This window comes from Lewinella sp. JB7, from assembly GCF_024297185.1.
In the GTDB taxonomy this organism is placed as follows: domain Bacteria; phylum Bacteroidota; class Bacteroidia; order Chitinophagales; family Saprospiraceae; genus Neolewinella.
The window spans coordinates 162,612-178,777 of record NZ_JANCTD010000006.1 but is presented as its reverse complement, the minus strand read 5'-3'; the positions used below and the strand labels follow the sequence as shown (position 1 = coordinate 178,777).

The window sequence follows — 16,166 nt, the reverse complement described above, 5'->3', positions numbered from 1 at the left end:
AACCACCTTGCGGTTTCCTGGATATACCATCATGACATCTGACGAGCGGATTATAGGGCACCCCGGACTGCGGCCGCTGTGGGATAGCCTGGAGCGGGAACACCGGCTTCAGCAGCTCACGGCCCTCGGGCTGGTAGTCTGCGGACTCGCCGTCAGTTTATTTACCTTATCCGGCTCGGCAGTCCTACCCTTCCTCGGTATGCTGGTGGCGACGCTGGGTGTTTTTTGGCTGGTCCGGTTGCTAGGTAAACGACCGGCGGCAAGTTGGCGAGAGCGGCTACGGGAGGAACCCGAACGCATTGTATGGGTATTCAGCCTGGTCACGGAGCGTATGCCCTTCGGTCTGAACCTCATGCGCAGCGGAATGCTCTACCTCGTGGACGCCGACGGCGAAATGCACGATTTCAGTCTGAAGGCCGACCATCTCCTGCTGGTAACCAAGACCCTGAACCGATTGCTTCCCCACGCCGAATTTGGCTATACCGAAGAGCGGGAACTGAAGTACCGCGGAAAACTGACCCGCTTTAAATAATTTCCCCATGGCCAACTTCTGGCAAAAAATAAGCGCCCTCTTCGACGCTGCGGAGCAGAGCACGCCGGCAGCCCCCGCGGTGCACGAACTCATCGAACGCGACGCGGAGGAACTGGCGCGATACGCGCGCTGGAAAAAGACGCTGGCCCGCCGCCGCCTGTTTGATTGGCTTATGGACCAGTACGCTCAGTTTCGGGTCACCGGAAGGGTCGATACGTCGGTCAGCTTTCTCGATACCCCCAGCAGCAAGGGCTTCGTCATCCACTTCCACCAAACGCAGTACGGAAAGGAGGAGATCAGCCACTTCTTCCACTACCTGCAGGAACGGATCCTGGAGCTCGATTACCGGACCCAGGTCAGCGACCGGCGGATATTCAGCCGGCCCGACTGGGTAGAGACCCAGGAACGCCACTACCTCAAACCGCGCACCCGGCAGCAACGCCAGGAAGCTGAAATCGGGCGGGGAGATCTGGATCAGAAGTTCGGCAACATCACCGTGGAACTGGAACTCCGGGACGACCTTCCCTGGAACCTGCGACTTCGGGCTACGACCTACCAGGATGCCCTGTACCGGGAAGCCGAAAGCTTCCGGGCGCTGATGGTCGCCCTGGCTGGAACATCGGAATAAATCCTTGTGTTTCAAGGATATGAAACTCCTGCTGCCCCTGCTGCCCCTGCTGTCCATGTTGTTCTTACCCCTCCTCGGTGACGCCCAGAGCCTGGAGGATTTTCGCTGGAAATCGCGGCTGGTTCTGCTCTTTACGCCGTCCGCTGACGATCCCCTGTTCGTGGAACAATACAATTTACTCCAGGCACGCGTAGAGGAGCTCAGCGAGCGCCGGTTGAAGGTGATGCTGATCACCCCGAACGGGAACCGGGAGAATACGGGTGTATTCCTGAAGGAAAGTGCCTCCGCGTACTTTTACGATCACTTCAGTGCCGCTCCATACCAACTGGAACTCGTATTGGTAGGCCTGGACGGTACCGAGAAGTACCGGGCGCGCAACACCGTCACCCCCGTATCCGTCCTCATCGAGTTGGTTGACGGCATGCCCATGCGGCAACGGGAACTACGGCAGGGATACGGTAACGAAAGCCAGATTAATACGGAGCGAAGTACGCGATCCCCCGAGCGACGGGGTGGGGGGTAAGTTTACTGGATCATGGTGCGGACCGCGTAGATCTTGGGTTTCCAGTACGAGGAAGCCAGAATGTTCTCCCGAATTACGCCCCGGCTGCTGGTAGGGTGGATGACCCAGATCTCCCCCGGCCCGCTAGCCACGACCATCGAAACGTGAAAAACGGGCTGATTAGCTCCCCGACGGTAGAACACCAGATCACCGGGTTTGGCCGCGGCTACCTCAATCTGCTTCCCCTGGCGCGCCTGATCGCGGGATACGCGGTGAATGTCCAGCCCCTGATCGTTGTAGAGATACTTTACAAATCCGGAACAATCGAATCCTTCCCGGGGATTGTTGCCGCCGTACTTGTAGCGGACGCCGAGAAAGCGCTCCGCCTCCGTGACCAGCTTACTGCGCACGGCGGCGGTCGGGCCCGTGGCTACCGTGACCGGCGGGGTAGACGATTCGGTCCGGCTGCGCGGAGGACGAGCCGTAGGCTTTTCCGCCGGGGGGCGGGTACGGACCGTTTCGGTGGGGCGGGGCAGGCGGGAGGGATTTCTGACCGACGATACCGGACGGAAGGAATTACAGCCCGTGAGCAGGGTAGCCAGAAAAAGGATGGTGACGAGCGGTAACTTCAAGCGGAGGGATTGTGGGGTAAGAACGTCATATTCCACCGAATTAGTTTAGCTTGCCAGGCATGGCTAGCCGTCGGAGTTCCATTCTTACCCATCTGCGGTGCCTCTACCTGGGCGATCGATTTTTCGTGGGGCTCGGCCTGGTGTGCGTGCTGTCGGCCATCGGTTTTTGGAAAACCCCGGCCTTCTGGCTGGCGGTACTGCTCCTGATCGTGCTGGTAGCCACAACCGTCCTGGATGCGGTTCGGCTGTACGCTTGTGCGGGTCAACTCACCGCACGCCGCCGCCCCCCGGAGGTGTTTAGCCTGGGTGATGAAATGGAGGTGCGCATCAGTTTGCACAACGGTAGCAGCGCCAGTCTATCGGTATCGATCATGGACGAACTGCCTGTCCAGTTGCAGTACAGAGACCACGAAATCTCGCTCGGACTTTCCTTTGGCGAAAAACGCGCCGTCAATTATCGGGTACGCCCCCTTACCCGCGGGCGGTACGGTTTCGGAAACCTGAACGTCTATATCCGTACCAAACTGGGATTGATGGAACGTCGCGTGATCTTCACTCAGCCCCAGGAGGTCGCCGTATACCCCAGCATTCTGCAGATGAAGCGCTTCAGCCTGGGAGGCAACATATCGGCCCCGGCCAGCGGCCGGCACCGGCCCCGGCCGGTCACCCAGAGTTATGAATTTGATCAGATCAAGGAGTACGTACGCGGTGATGACCTGCGTAGCGTGAACTGGAAAGCGACGGCCCGGCGCGGGGAAGTGATGGTCAATCAGTACCGGGATGAGCGCGCCCAGCGAATCTACTGCGTGATCGACAAGGGGCGCACGATGCTGATGCCCTTCGGCGGACTCAGCCTTCTTGACTACTCCATCAACACCTCCCTGGCGCTGTCGAATGTAGTGCTCAAGCGCGGCGACCGGGCCGGCATTCTCACCTTTTCCGATAAGCTGGGTGACGTGGTGGCGGCGGACAACAGGCCCGATCAGCTGCGCAACATCCTGGAAACGCTGTACCGCCAGCTGGAACGTCCCGGTGAGAGCGACTACGACTTGTTATACTACGCCACCCGGCGATTCACGGCCGGGCGGAGTCTGCTGATACTGTTCACCAACTTCGAAAGCAGCTATGCGCTTGACCGGGTATTGCCCGCCCTACGCCGCATCGGTCGTGATCATCGACTGATGGTGGTACTGTTCGAAAATACCGAGGTGACCGACCTGCTCGCCGATCGGGCGGTGGACGTTGAGTCGGTGTACCGCAAGCATACGGCCCGCCGCTACGTCCAGGAACGTCAACTCATGGCGGCCCGCCTGCGACAAAACGGAGTGGATGTGCTCCTGACCCGGCCCGAGGAGCTAACGGGGCGGGCCCTGCAACGGTACCTCGAACTTAAGGGGCGGGGCGCGATTTAGTGGAGCCCCGGAAAAAACACGTCTTCGTAGTGATCGAGGCGGTAGTCCTGCGACGAGGGTAAATAAATAGCGATCAGATCGAAGCGGACCTCCCAGTCGTAGCCCGTCTCCTCCATGTATTTGGAGGCCGCCCGGCTGATCCGGCCCTGCTGTTGCTTCCCGAAGAAAATACTGGGGTGACCGAAGGCCAGGGACGAACGGGTTTTGACTTCTACGAACACCAGAATGTCCTGGTGCCGGGCTACGATATCGATCTCGGTACGTCGATAGCGATAATTGGTTGCCTCGATGCGGTAGCCCTTCTCCAGCAAGTACGCGTGGGCCAACGTTTCCCCCCGCCTGCCCGTCTTCATACGGTCGGTCATAGCACCAAATTAGGAAATTCACGAACAAAGCCTGGCGACCGTACTTATCTTAGCCCGCCCCAAACTTGCCGCCAATGAAACATGTAAGTCTACTCCTTTGCCTCATGCTGGGTTTATCCGGAATACTGCCGGGTCAGACCCGGGAGGATTCCGCCCGTGACGATCTCTCCTACGGTAACCGCAGCCAGCGTAACGTCAGCGACGAGGGTGGAGGCATCTGGTACGGAGCCGGTGCCCAACTCGGGTTCCGGGGCGGGAACAACTTCAGCTTCTTCCAGATCGGCGTCTCGCCGATGGCGGGGTATAAGTTCAACAACTTTCTGAGCTTCGGCCCCCGCGTCAGTGTCACCTACAACAGTTTCCGTGACGACTTCGCCGCGATCAAGGATAAGTACTTCAGCTGGTCGGCGGGCCTGTTTGGTCGGGCCAAGATCTTCCGGGGCCTGTTTGTGCATGGAGAGTACAGTTTGATCAGCGACGTGGACTACTTCGTTGCCGGAGGACAGGAGCGGGTGACCCGGGCCATTCCCTTTCTCGGTGCCGGATTTAACCAGGGCGGTGGTCCGGGAAATCCCGGGTTCGAGATCCTGCTACTCTTCCGCCTCACGCAACGGGAACGCCTGAACGACGCTCCGTACGAACTGCGGACCGGCATCAACTACAATTTCTAAAGACGAAGCCCCGGTTCGCGTAGTGAACCGGGGCTTCGTTAAAGGTTATAAAGTTAACCGTGCTTACTTGTTGCTGCCCAGGAGGTAGCTGAAGTTGTTCCGGAAGCCGGCAACCCGGGTGGGGTTCCACTCGCCCTGCTGAATCTGGGCCACGACGTGATTAACGATTTCACTGACCGTTATGTCGGCGGGGTTTTCGCCGTTGGCCAGGCGGGCCTGGTAGATCTTACCGGTCTCGGCGGTGAGGAAGCCACTCAGTGCGGCCTGGGTAGCACCGCCGATGAGAAACTTAAGGGGAGAAAAGGCTTTGGTGATGGACGTTGCCACGCCGGTGATCAGTCGTCCCATGAGGGAGGTCACCCCGGTGGTGATGGTCATGCGGATCATCTGGTCGTCGACGTCATACTCGTAAACCCGGGCCAGTTCCTTGATCATCTTCACCTGTACGCCCGTCAGCACGGCTACGTCCAGTCCGAAGGTAGGGATCAGTCCCGTGGCGGTACCAAAGAGTGCGTAACGCTTAATGATGGCGTCCGCCTGTTCGTTTTTGTTCTGGAGGTCCGTTTTTGCGGGAAGGTTCTCTCCGTTGGTTTTTGAAGGGTTGGTTTCAGTTTTTTGCTCGGTCGATGCCATGGTAGTTGAATTGTTAGATTTGTACCCTTTACAACCCGCCCCGCCGCGGTAAATGTTCGTTCGCCGCCCGGATTAGCTTGCTCACTCTCCGTACTGGTCCAGCAACAGCGACGCCAGTTCCTCGCTGTTGATGGTGATCTTGCCGCTGGCCTCGTCAACGTGGATCTGTCCGTTGCGGAAGTGGTCCTTCGTGCAGGTGATGCTGATGCCCCCGACGCCCGCCCGTAGATAGAACTGGTTGCGCAGCGCTTTACGGTCGACCCGGAAACCCTGATCCAACGGACTGTTCTGCTCGGCCAGCATGTCCTGAAGGGGCTTGTCGTTGCCGTAGAAGTGCTGGTCGAAATCCTGCACCCGGATGGTCTGCTGCGGAGCCTTGGCGGCATACTTGACCAGGGCCTTCTCGAAGTCGCCCTCGTTCATGGCGAAGCCCGTCTCCCGGTCCTTCGGCACCGGTAACTCCTCCACCATTTCCAGGAAGGAGTGGGTAAGCTCGGAGCTGGTTTCGGCCCGGTCAATGCCCACCCAGTCTGTGAAATACTGACTGATGCTGCTCTGCGTCCGCGCGTGGCGGATCATCTGCACGTTGCGACCCGGTCCGGCCAGCAGCCGGGCGGCCATGGCCATGTGCTGGATGTCGAGGTAAGCAATGGTGTGCAGGCGCAGGGATTCGTCGGTTTCTTCCTCGGTGAAGACCATTCCCTCCGTGTTCCGGATCATGTAAATGCCCAGCATCCGTTGTTCGTCGATGCTGTAGTCGGCAAACAATAGATACCCTCCCTTGGCACCTACCACCCCCTGCAGGTTGTCCTTCAGGGCCGTGACGGCATTTCGGCTGAAGTCGACGAAGGCTTCCCGCCGCCGCCCGTCCTCGAGCCAGTTCTGGTAGTATGCCGGAAAGAGGCCCTCGTCGGGCTCGATCAGAAACCCCTGCAGCAGGTCCGATTTCCGCTCGAAGGTCTGGTCGAGACGCCCGATCAGATCGGTGGCCAGCTCGGTGATCGGCAGGGCCTGACTGCTCAACAGCAAATCGGCTTCCGCCATCTCCGGCTGCTTCTTAAGTTCGTGAACGATGAGGTGGTGAACGATGAGCTGATCCATGCCGCGAAGGTAGGCACGCCCCCCGCTTTAACCCCCTACGGGAACCGAAACTTTCGGCAGTCGCAGATGTTTGTTTATAACAATTAATGTACCTACAATAAATAATTATGAAAACCACCTTTCATCCCGCCGCTTCCCGGGGGCACGCCAATCACGGTTGGTTAAATACCCACCATACCTTCAGCTTCGCCGGATTTCACGATCCGGAACGCATGCGCTTCGGGGCGTTACGCGTACTGAACGACGATGAGGTTGCCGCCGGCCGCGGCTTCGGTTCCCATCCTCACGATAATATGGAGATCGTTTCGATCCCGCTGGTCGGCGATTTGGAACACCGGGACAATATGGGCAACACCACCGTTATCTGGGAAGGCGACATCCAGGTGATGAGCGCAGGTACCGGCGTCGTACACTCCGAGAAAAACGGCAACACCGACCGGGAAGTCAAGTTTTTGCAGATCTGGGTCTTTCCCGATCGACGCAACGTGACGCCCCGCTATCAGCAGGTAGCCATGAATCCGCAAGACGAGGTCAATGCCTGGAACCAAGTACTGGGTCCCGAACCCCGGGAAGGTGCCGTCTGGATCCACCAGGATGCCTACTTCAGCATCGGTCGCTTCGATCCCACGACTACCGCGTCGTACGTGCTGCAACGGGAGGGACACGGCGTATACTTCTTCGTTCTCGAGGGTGGGGGACACATCGGAGCACAGGCCGTCGGCCGGCGCGATGGCCTCGGCGTCGAGGCGGCCACCACGATCGAGCTCACCGCCGGCCGGGAGGGCATGCGGGTGCTGGCTATGGAAGTACCAATGAGCTGATTAGCGGGAAGGCCGGCTGATCTCCCTTCCGTCGAAACCGGTGAAATGGATCTCCTCAACTCCGGGGGGCAGCCACACGCCCCGGCCACGCTGACTGAGGTAGCCGCTGCCGTAGTACACTTCCTCTACGACCGAACGCCCCGCTAGGGTGTAGCTTACCCGTTGTACGTTGGCGGGTACCGGCACGAAATTCAGTCTGGACCGGGTAGGAGCAAAGGCCCGCGTCGTGCCCTGATTCTCGGAGGCGACGAGGAGGGGAGCTCCGCCGGCGTTCACGACCGTCAGGCTGCGCCCGTTACCTGGCACGAAGATGGCGGCTTCCCGTTCCCGCGCCGGCCGGAAATCACCCCGCTCTGGATCGAAGAGCAGGACCAGGCCGTTCAGGGCATCCAGAGTACCCATACCGGTTTCGGCGCCGTAATCGTTGCCGATCGCGACCAGGTCGGGGTATCCGTCCGCATTCACGTCCAGGGCCTGGGCACCGAACAGGGGGGCGGACTGGGCTATCCGCGGCAGATCGTGGAAGCGGAAGGTGCCATCGCCCAGGTTCTCGATCCAGGCGGAGCGCAGGTAGTCGGCTTCCAGCAGCGTGACCTCCGCATCGGGATATCCCGCCACGATCTCATCAATGGTGGCCCGCCCGAACTGCTCGTGGCGTTCGAACCGCCGCTTTACGCTGATGAGTTGCTTTTCGGTGTCGTTGCGCTGGTGGTGGGGGAATTTTTGGTACGTACCGTCCTCCGCGAGCGCCAGGTCGGCCACCAGAAGGTCGTAGCCGCCGTTGCCGTCAAAATCCGCACCGTACAGTCCGACGTATTCGCGGCCACTCTGCTGGTAGAGGTTATTCAGGCCGAAGTTCGTCGCGACGTAGTCGATGTCACCATCCTGGTCGAAGTCGGCACCCGTCAGGCCGTTCCACCATCCGGCGCGGTCACCGAGTGATGGGGGTGTACTCGATACAAGTTGTCCCTCCCGGTTCGTAAAGAGTTGAAGAGCCATACCCTGCCCGGCAATCAACAGATCGACCCATCCGTCGTTGTCGTAATCCGTCCACAGCGCGTCGCACACCAAGCCGAGGGCGGCAAATTCGGGCGGGGACGCAGGAGCAAAGCGGCCACGACCGTCGTTGATCAGCAGGTAGCTGTCGACGGGTTCCGGGAAGCGGGCCGGTTTCAGCCGACCCCCTACGAAGAGATCGAGATCACCGTCCCGATCGAAATCAGCGGCGCGTACGCAGGATCCACTGGACCGGATATCGGGCAAAGCGTTCCTGGTGGGGGTGAAATTTCCCGCTCCGTCGTTGAGGAGCAGCTGGTCCAGAAGTTCGGGCTGGTCGAGGCTGTATTCGCTGCCTCCGCTCACGAGGTACAGGTCCGCGTCCCCGTCCCCGTCCGCGTCGAAGAAGAGACTTCCGAGTTCTTCCGGTCCGGACGCGGTGTTGAGGCTCCCCCCGGCGGTGAAGGTCGGGCGACCGTCGGCCGATCTGCCCTGCAGCAATAATTCGCCGCGGTGAAAGTGGGAGCCCGAGCGGTAGAGATCGTCCAGGCCGTCTCCGTTGACGTCCGCCACCGCGAGGGCGGGGCCGTATTCCGAAAGTTTGTGGGGCAGGAGGGGTTGTACGTTAAAGTCGATAAAGAGACAGTCCCGGTGCATGGGGAACTGCCGGAGTAGGTCCGGTTGCTCCACCAGCAGGGGAGCGGCCGGGGGGCGAACGGATAGGGAGCCTGCCTCCCCCCCGCGGGGGGTGAGGGTGATTCGTTGGTCCCACGCTACGTCCTTATATATACGTTCGTTTCCGTCGGGCCAGCGCACGCTCACGGCGAGGAGGGAATCTCCGGGGCCGAAACCGAAGTGAAGCACGTCGCTGACGCTCGAAAGGAAGCCGCGGGACGGGTGGTTGAAGGCGGTCACGGTCCGGTTGCCGGCGTCCACGGTCACGCGGGCACCCAGGGCGGCGGTATTCTGCCCTTCCTGGGCCAGGCTGATCGTGAGCCAGTGAGTGGAATCCGGAACATGTCCGGGCTGAATGAGGTCGTTGCGGAAGAGAAAACAGCTGTCGTTGATGTTATTGACGACGTAGTCGAGATCCCCGTCGTTGTCTAGGTCGGCGTAGGCCGCCCCGTTGCTGAAGGACGGATACTCAAACCCCCACTCCTTTACGCGATTGGTGAAGGAGGGAATGTCCTGACCGTCGTTCTCGTAGGCGTAGTTGGCAATTTTGATGGAGGGGATCTGCGCCAGGCGGACGTCCCGGCTCACCAGGTTACTCATCTGCACGTTGTAGTCCATGAAGTCGCGGTCCGTTACGTCCCGGGGAAATCCGTTAGTGATGAGCAGGTCGCGGTCTCCGTCGTTGTCCAGATCGGCGGCCAGGGGGCTCCAGCTCCAGTCCGTGGCGGCTACCCCCGCCAGCATGCCTACTTCGGAAAAGACGAAAGTGGAGTCGGTGAGTTGCCGGTTTAGCTGCAGCATGTTGCGGGTAAACTGGTACTGGTAGTTGAACCGCTGGTTGTTGAGGTAGGCCGTGTAGTTGTTGGGGGGCATCATGGCTTTCCGCCGCAGGTTGCCTTCGGGAAACATATCGACGGAAACCAGATCGTCCAGGCCGTCGTTGTTGAGGTCGGCTACGTCGTTGCCCATGGCCGAATAACTCGTGTGTTTGAGGTAGGTACCGGCCCGATCGGTGAAGGTTCCGTCTTGGTTGTTGATCCAGAGCAGGTCGTTGCTGACGTAGTCGTTCGTCACGTAGAGGTCGGGCCACCCGTCCATATTCACGTCGCAGACGCTTACCCCGAGACCGTAGCCCTCCTTAAGGATGCCGGCTTCCCGGGTCACTTCGACGAAGCGGGGCAGACCGTCGGCGGCGTTGCCCTCGTTGCGGTATAGTTTATCGTTTTTCCGGCCCGTGCCGTCCGTGATCTTCGGCAGGTAACGATTCGGGAGGGCGCGGTTGTCCATTTCGTTGACCAGTACGTATAGGTCGAGATCGCCGTCGCGGTCGTAATCGAAAAAGACGGACTGGGTTGTATGGGAAGTATCGGCGATACCGCAGGTGGCCGCCACTTCGGTGAAGCGGGGTACGGCGATGCCGTCCTGTCCGACCTCGCTGCCCTGGTTGATGAAGAGCATATTGGCCCGGAGTCGCCCCGGTTGCCGGACGGTGGCGCTTACGTAAAGGTCGGGACGTCCATCCGCATTAACGTCGGTGACCGAGATCCCACTGCTCCAGCGCCCCCGCCCACTTACGCCGGCGGCTTCCGTCACGTCCAGGAACTTGAATTCACCGAGATTGAGGTAGAGTCGGTTGTCCGCCGTATTGCCGGTAAAGTAGAGGTCGGTGAGGCCGTCGCCGTTGAAATCGGCGGTGCCAACGCCGCCGCCGTTGTATACGTATTCGAAGTCGAGAATGTTAAAGGTGTCGTTTTCGGCGATGCGATTGGCAAAGGTGAGGCCGCTTTCCGCGGCATCTATACGTTGGAAGAGGGTAGGGGAGGTATTCTCCTGACAACTCGCTAGTAATAAGAGGCTAATCGACGATAAACAGAGGACAAATTTCATGGAAGCCATTAAGGTGGTGGTAAGATAATAAGGACTGGTCGCCGACCGTAACACTTCCCGGCAACGGGGGCGGCAAAAGTAATTTTTCTGACTTCCGTTGTCTATTGAATATTTGGTATGTTAGCGTCTTGTTAGAGCATAAGGGGTCACCCCGGGGATGCACCATACAAAAATCTGAACTCACTAATTTAACTTCGATCATGAAACAACTTTTGAGCCTGATGATGGCGCTGCTGTGTTCGGCGGCCGTCTATGGGCAAACAACGGTATCCGGTACCATAACCGATCCGGACGGCTTTCCCCTCGTGGGCGCGACGGTGCTGGCAAAAGGAACGACCGCCGGTACGGTAGCCGATCTGGACGGTCGCTACGAACTCACCGTCCCCGCCAACGTCACGGAACTCGTGTATTCCTACACCGGCTTCGAATCCCAGACCCTCGTCCTGAGCGGCGAGACGGTCGTGGACGTCATTCTCTCCGAGGGAGTCGCCCTGGATGAAGTCGTCGTAACGGGTTATGCCGTTACCAGCAAGCGACAGACGACGGGAGCCATCTCTACGGTCAGTACCGAAGAACTCACTGCTATTCCTTCGGGTAACGTGGAGCAGCAGCTGCAGGGACGCGCCGCCGGCGTTACGGTCATCACCAACGGACAACCCGGTACGGAATCCATCATCCGAGTCCGCGGATTCGGTTCGTTCGGTGGAAACAACCCCCTCTATGTGGTAGACGGGGTGCCCCAGACCAACATCAACTTCCTGTCCCCCGACGATATCCAGAACACCTCGATCCTGAAGGACGCGGCCTCGGCTTCGATCTACGGTGCACGTGCCGCTAACGGTGTGGTCGTCATTCAGACCAAGCGCGGTACCCGCGAGCCCTCGCCCCTGCAAATTTCCTACGACGGACTGACCGGCTTCACCGATCCGGGAATGGGTCAGCCTATTCTGACGCCCGCTCAGGATGCCATGAAGACGTGGGAGGCTATCCGCAACACGGCCGCCGCTAACGGCACCGATCCGGTCTTCAACCACCCCCAGTACGGTTCGGGCGAAACTCCCGTCCTGCCCGACTACATCCTGGTCGGTAGCATCGGCGGTGTCCGCGGAACGGTTGACCTGGAGGCTGAGCGCAGTAACTACAACATCGACCCCAGCGCCGGCCCCCTGTACCAGGTCGTTCGCGCCAACAAGGAAGGTACCGACTGGTACGACGCCATTACGCGCACCGCCATGACCAATCGTCACACCCTCGGTTTCCGGGGATCGACGGAGGATGCCCGCTACTACGTCAGCCTGGGTGCCCAGATTCAGGAGGGTATCCTGCTGAACAACAGCTACGAGCGCTACACCGCCCGTATGAACACCGAGTTTGACCTCGGCAACCGCGTCCGCTTCGGACAGAACCTACAGTTCACCCACCGCAAGGCCCTGGGGCTCACCGGTGACGGTGCCGGTGCCGGTAGCTCGGACGACGAGAACGAGATCCTTTCGGCCTTCCGCCTGAACCCCCTCATTCCCGTCTACGACGAATTCGGTGGTTACGCCGGTACGAAAGCCCCCGGTTTCGGTAACCCCCGCAACCCGGTAGCTGCCCGTGACGGTCTGGCAGACAATCAGAACTTCGACAACATTGCCTTCGGTAACCTTTACCTGGAGTTCGAACCCATTTCGGACCTGATCCTGCGCTCGAGCTTCGGCGGTAAGTACATTGGGTACAACGGTCGGTCTTACAGCCGGCAGACGTACGAGAATGCCGAGAACAACGCCAGCTTCGGTTACAGCGAATTTCAGGGCTACGGTACCGACTGGGTGTTTACCAACACGGCTAATTACAAGCGCAAGTTTGGCGGACACAGCGTAGACGCCCTCGTGGGTGTGGAAGCCCTGGAGGCCGGTAAATTCCGCTTCAGTAACGGCTCCGGTATCAACCCCTTCAGCCAGAGCCCCGACTTCGTTTCGCTCAATAACGTCAGCAGCCGCAACGTCAGTTCCGGATTCACCAACGGTAGCCGTTTCTACTCGGCCTTCACCCAGGTGAACTACAACTGGAACGATAAGTACTACCTGACCGGTGTTCTGCGCCGCGACGGTTCGAGCCGCTTCGGTGCCGAGAATCGCTACGGTACCTTCCCCGCCATCTCCGCCGCCTGGCGGGTGACCAGCGAGGGCTTCATGCAGAACCAGAACTTCATCAACGACCTGAAGATTCGGGGTGGCTGGGGCCAGATGGGTAACTCCAACAACGTGAACGGTGACAACCGCTTCAACCTGTTCGGTACCAGCCTGGGTGCTTCGAGCTACGACATTGCCGGTACTAACTCCACGGCCATTGCCGGCTTCTTCCGGAGCCGGATCGGAACGGAATCCGCCCGCTGGGAGACCTCCGTTACCTCTAACGTCGGTTTCGACGCGACCCTGGCCGGCGGCAACGTCGACCTGATCGTCGATCTCTGGCGTAAGGAGACGAACGACCTGCTCGTACAGCTTCCCACTCCCGACGTCCTCGGACCCAACGCAACCGCTCCGGTAGTCAACATCGGTAGTATGCTCAACCAGGGCCTCGACGCCCAGCTCATCTACCGGGCCAAGATCGGTACCGACTTCTCCATCGAAACCACCATCAACGGTGCGATCCTTAAGAACGAGATCACCAAGTTCACCGACGACGTCGACTTCTTCGACGTAACGGGTAGCCGGATCTCCGGTACGATCGTCCGCAACCAGGTCGGCATGCCGCTTTCCTCCTTCTTCGGTTACCGTACCCTGGGCCTGTTCCAGAGCGATCAGGAAGTAGCCAACGCCCCGACGCAGGAAGGTGCCGCTCCCGGCCGTTTCCGCTTCGAGGACAACAACAGCCGCGACGAGAACGGTGACCTCACCGGTCAGCCCGACGGACAGATCACCGAAGCCGACCGCACGTTCCTCGGAAGCGCCGTACCGGACTTCACCGGTGGTCTTAACCTGAAGCTGAGCTACAAAGGCTTTGACCTGACCTCCTTCTTCTACACCTCGCTGGGTGGGGAGATCTACAACAACTCGAAGTGGTTCACCGATTTCTACGGCACCTTCGTCGGCGCCGCGGTATCGACCCGCGTACTCGACAGCTGGACGCCGACCAACACCGATACCGACGTGCCGATCTACGAGAACGTATCGAACTTCAGTACGTCGACCCAGTCGAACAGCTACTACGTGGAGAACGGTAACTACCTCCGCCTCCAGTACCTGGCCCTCGGCTACAACCTGCCCAATACTGCCTTCGGCGGTGCGCTTAACAACGTCCGCATCACGCTGGCGGCTAACAACCTCTTCACCATTTCCGGTTACGACGGACTGGACCCCGCTGTCGGTGGAGCTGCGGATACGAAGTTCGGTGTAGACGTAGGTAACTACCCGGTCACCCGGGCTTACAACCTGAGCCTGCACGTCGACTTCTAACCCCAATACGTCCCGGAGCGCTTGGCCCGCCAAGCGCTCCGGGACCCTATAATCAAACAACAATAAACAATCATGCAGACACACAAACGTCTCACTTATATATTCGGCGCCCTCCTTTCGATGGGCGTCGTCCTCTACAGTTGTTCGGAGGACTTTCTGGAGGTGGCCCCGACGGGCTCACTTAACGAAGCCGTACTCAGTAGCCCCGCCGGTATCGACGGGCTTCTCATCGGCGCTTACTCCCAGCTGGGCGGCCGCGGCAACTGGTTCGGCGGTGCCTCCAACTGGGTGCACGGTTCCATCCAGGGCGGTGACGCTAACAAGGGCACGGAAACGGGTGACTTCACCGCCATCAACGAAGTGGTGGAGTACCAGCTGTCTCCTACCTCTCAGGTACCCGCTAACCGCTGGACGGGCATTTTCGAAGGAGTAGCTCGTTCCAATGCCGCCATCAAGGTAGCGAGCCAGTCGGAGGATCCAACCGTAACCGAGGCCCTGCGCACCCGTGCCGTAGCCGAAGGTCGCTTCCTGCGCGGTCACTACTACTTCCAGTTGGAGATCACCTTCAACCAGGCCCCGTACATTACGGAACTGATGACCTCGGAGGAGGTAGTTACTACCCCTTCGACCGATCTGTGGCCGCACATCGAGGAAGACTTCCGCTTCGCTTACGACAACCTGCCCGAAACGCAGTCCCAGGCCGGTCGTGCTAACAAGACCGCCGCCGCCGCCTACCTCGGCAAGACTTACCTCTTTCAGGGAAAGTGGGCCGAAGCGAAGCAGATGTTTGACTGGGTAGTCGCTAACGGCATGACGGCCAACGGTCAGGAGGTCGGACTTATGGAGAGCTACTCCGAGGTATTCAACGCCGAGTTCGACAACAACAAGGAATCGCTGTTTGCCATTCAGGCGGCCGCTAATACCGGTACCACCAACAACGCTAACCCCGATTTCGCGTTGAATTTCCCCCACAACACTGGTTCCAGTGGACCCGGTAACTGCTGTGGCTTCTTCCAGCCGAGCTTCGACCTGGTAAACTCCTTCCGTACGGAAGACGGACTGCCCCTCCTCGACGAGCAGTACCGTCAGGATCAGTACGAAGTGGCTAACGATTTCGGCCTCGCGTCGGCCGAACCCTTCACGCCGGACAGCGGCCCGCTGGATCCCCGCCTCGACCACTCGGTAGGACGCCGGGGTATTCCTTACCTCGATTGGGGACTCTTCCCCGGACGGGACTGGATTCGCGATCAGCCCCACGCCGGTCCCTACTCTCCGAAGAAATTCGTGTACTACCAGTCGCAGGAAAACACCTTCTCCGACGGTACGAGCTGGACCCGCGGCTACCCCGCCGTCAACTACGTAGTCATCCGGTACGCCGACGTACTGCTGATGCTCGCCGAGGCGGAGATCGAACTGAACAACCTGAGTCGTGCATTGGAACTGATCAATATGGTGCGCGAACGGGCCCAGAACTCCGAACTGACGACCGACGACGGCAGCCCCGCAGCAAACTACGAGATCGCGCTGTACGACGATCTCGGCAGCCAGGACAACGCTCGCAAGATTCTGCAGTTTGAGCGGAAGCTGGAGCTTTCCGGTGAGGGTCACCGCTTCTTCGACCTGCGTCGTTGGGGAAAGGCGGAATCCTTTCTGAACGGCTACATCAACTACGAGAAGCAGTTCCTGCCGGTACAATTCGGTGGTGCGCAGTTCACCGCCCCCCAGGATCTTTACTACCCCATCCCCCAGGGACAGATCGACCTCCAGGGCTTCGAAGTACTCGGCCAGAACCCCGGGTACAACTAAGCCTTGATCGGTTTAGGCCGAATGAGTAGCGGCCAGGATACATCCGTATCCTGGCCGCTTTCTTT

At 59.6% G+C, this 16,166-nt stretch carries 13 protein-coding genes; 8 read left to right on the top strand and 5 right to left on the bottom strand.

The annotated features are described in order from the left end of the window. Positions 1–31: 31 nt before the first annotated feature. The 3 genes from NMA52_RS12375 to NMA52_RS12365 are packed head-to-tail and all read left to right on the top strand — an operon-like array spanning position 32 to position 1,683. Positions 32–532, top strand: a complete 501-nt coding sequence (locus tag NMA52_RS12375; protein WP_254827989.1) for a hypothetical protein — start codon at positions 32–34, stop codon at positions 530–532. A gap of 7 nt (positions 533–539) precedes the next feature. After that, the gene (locus tag NMA52_RS12370; RefSeq protein ID WP_254827988.1) at positions 540–1,160 is read left to right on the top strand and encodes a hypothetical protein; all 621 of its coding nucleotides are present in this window, start codon (positions 540–542) and stop codon (positions 1,158–1,160) included. A gap of 19 nt (positions 1,161–1,179) precedes the next feature. After that, positions 1,180–1,683 carry a DUF4174 domain-containing protein gene (locus tag NMA52_RS12365; RefSeq protein WP_254827987.1) on the top strand — a complete coding sequence of 168 codons (504 nt, stop codon included), beginning with the start codon at positions 1,180–1,182 and terminating at the stop codon, positions 1,681–1,683. 2 nt (positions 1,684–1,685) lie between these two features. On the opposite strand, the gene NMA52_RS12360 is transcribed toward NMA52_RS12365, so the two are convergent. After that, entirely contained in the window at positions 1,686–2,294 is a 609-nt protein-coding gene (locus NMA52_RS12360; protein ID WP_254827985.1) for a C40 family peptidase, read from the bottom strand. Positions 2,295–2,353: 59 nt separating this feature from the next. Between NMA52_RS12360 and NMA52_RS12355 the strand changes: the two genes are divergently transcribed. Beyond that, positions 2,354–3,706: a DUF58 domain-containing protein gene (locus NMA52_RS12355; RefSeq protein ID WP_254827984.1), complete on the top strand. Its 1,353-nt coding sequence runs from the start codon at positions 2,354–2,356 to the stop codon at positions 3,704–3,706. Here NMA52_RS12355 and NMA52_RS12350 read toward each other — a convergent pair. Then, the gene (locus tag NMA52_RS12350) at positions 3,703–4,071 is read right to left on the bottom strand and encodes a YraN family protein (protein ID WP_254827983.1); all 369 of its coding nucleotides are present in this window, start codon (positions 4,069–4,071) and stop codon (positions 3,703–3,705) included. The genes NMA52_RS12355 and NMA52_RS12350 overlap by 4 nt on opposite strands. 74 nt (positions 4,072–4,145) lie before the next feature. Between NMA52_RS12350 and NMA52_RS12345 the strand changes: the two genes are divergently transcribed. Beyond that, positions 4,146–4,742: a hypothetical protein gene (locus tag NMA52_RS12345; protein WP_254827982.1), complete on the top strand. Its 597-nt coding sequence runs from the start codon at positions 4,146–4,148 to the stop codon at positions 4,740–4,742. A gap of 63 nt (positions 4,743–4,805) precedes the next feature. Here the strand turns inward: NMA52_RS12345 and NMA52_RS12340 are convergent, their stop codons facing one another. Both NMA52_RS12340 and NMA52_RS12335 read right to left on the bottom strand, forming a co-directional pair. After that, the gene (locus NMA52_RS12340; protein WP_254827981.1) at positions 4,806–5,375 is read right to left on the bottom strand and encodes a DUF697 domain-containing protein; all 570 of its coding nucleotides are present in this window, start codon (positions 5,373–5,375) and stop codon (positions 4,806–4,808) included. An 81-nt stretch (positions 5,376–5,456) separates the two neighbouring features. After that, complete coding sequence (locus NMA52_RS12335; protein WP_254827980.1) at positions 5,457–6,476, bottom strand: nucleoid-associated protein; 1,020 nt, start codon at positions 6,474–6,476, stop codon at positions 5,457–5,459. 107 nt (positions 6,477–6,583) lie between these two features. Here NMA52_RS12335 and NMA52_RS12330 point away from each other — a divergent pair, with 107 nt between their 5' ends. Then, positions 6,584–7,297 (top strand): pirin family protein, encoded by a 714-nt coding sequence (locus NMA52_RS12330; RefSeq protein ID WP_254827979.1) that lies wholly within the window; start codon positions 6,584–6,586, stop codon positions 7,295–7,297. Here the strand turns inward: NMA52_RS12330 and NMA52_RS12325 are convergent, their stop codons facing one another. Beyond that, positions 7,298–10,855, bottom strand: coding sequence for a VCBS repeat-containing protein (locus tag NMA52_RS12325; RefSeq protein ID WP_254827978.1), 3,558 nt, complete (start codon positions 10,853–10,855; stop codon positions 7,298–7,300). A 200-nt stretch (positions 10,856–11,055) separates the two neighbouring features. Here NMA52_RS12325 and NMA52_RS12320 point away from each other — a divergent pair, with 200 nt between their 5' ends. Continuing rightward, positions 11,056–14,295, top strand: coding sequence for a TonB-dependent receptor (locus NMA52_RS12320; protein WP_254827976.1), 3,240 nt, complete (start codon positions 11,056–11,058; stop codon positions 14,293–14,295). A 72-nt stretch (positions 14,296–14,367) separates the two neighbouring features. After that, positions 14,368–16,101, top strand: a complete 1,734-nt coding sequence (locus NMA52_RS12315; RefSeq protein WP_254827974.1) for a RagB/SusD family nutrient uptake outer membrane protein — start codon at positions 14,368–14,370, stop codon at positions 16,099–16,101. Positions 16,102–16,166: the final 65 nt, after the last annotated feature.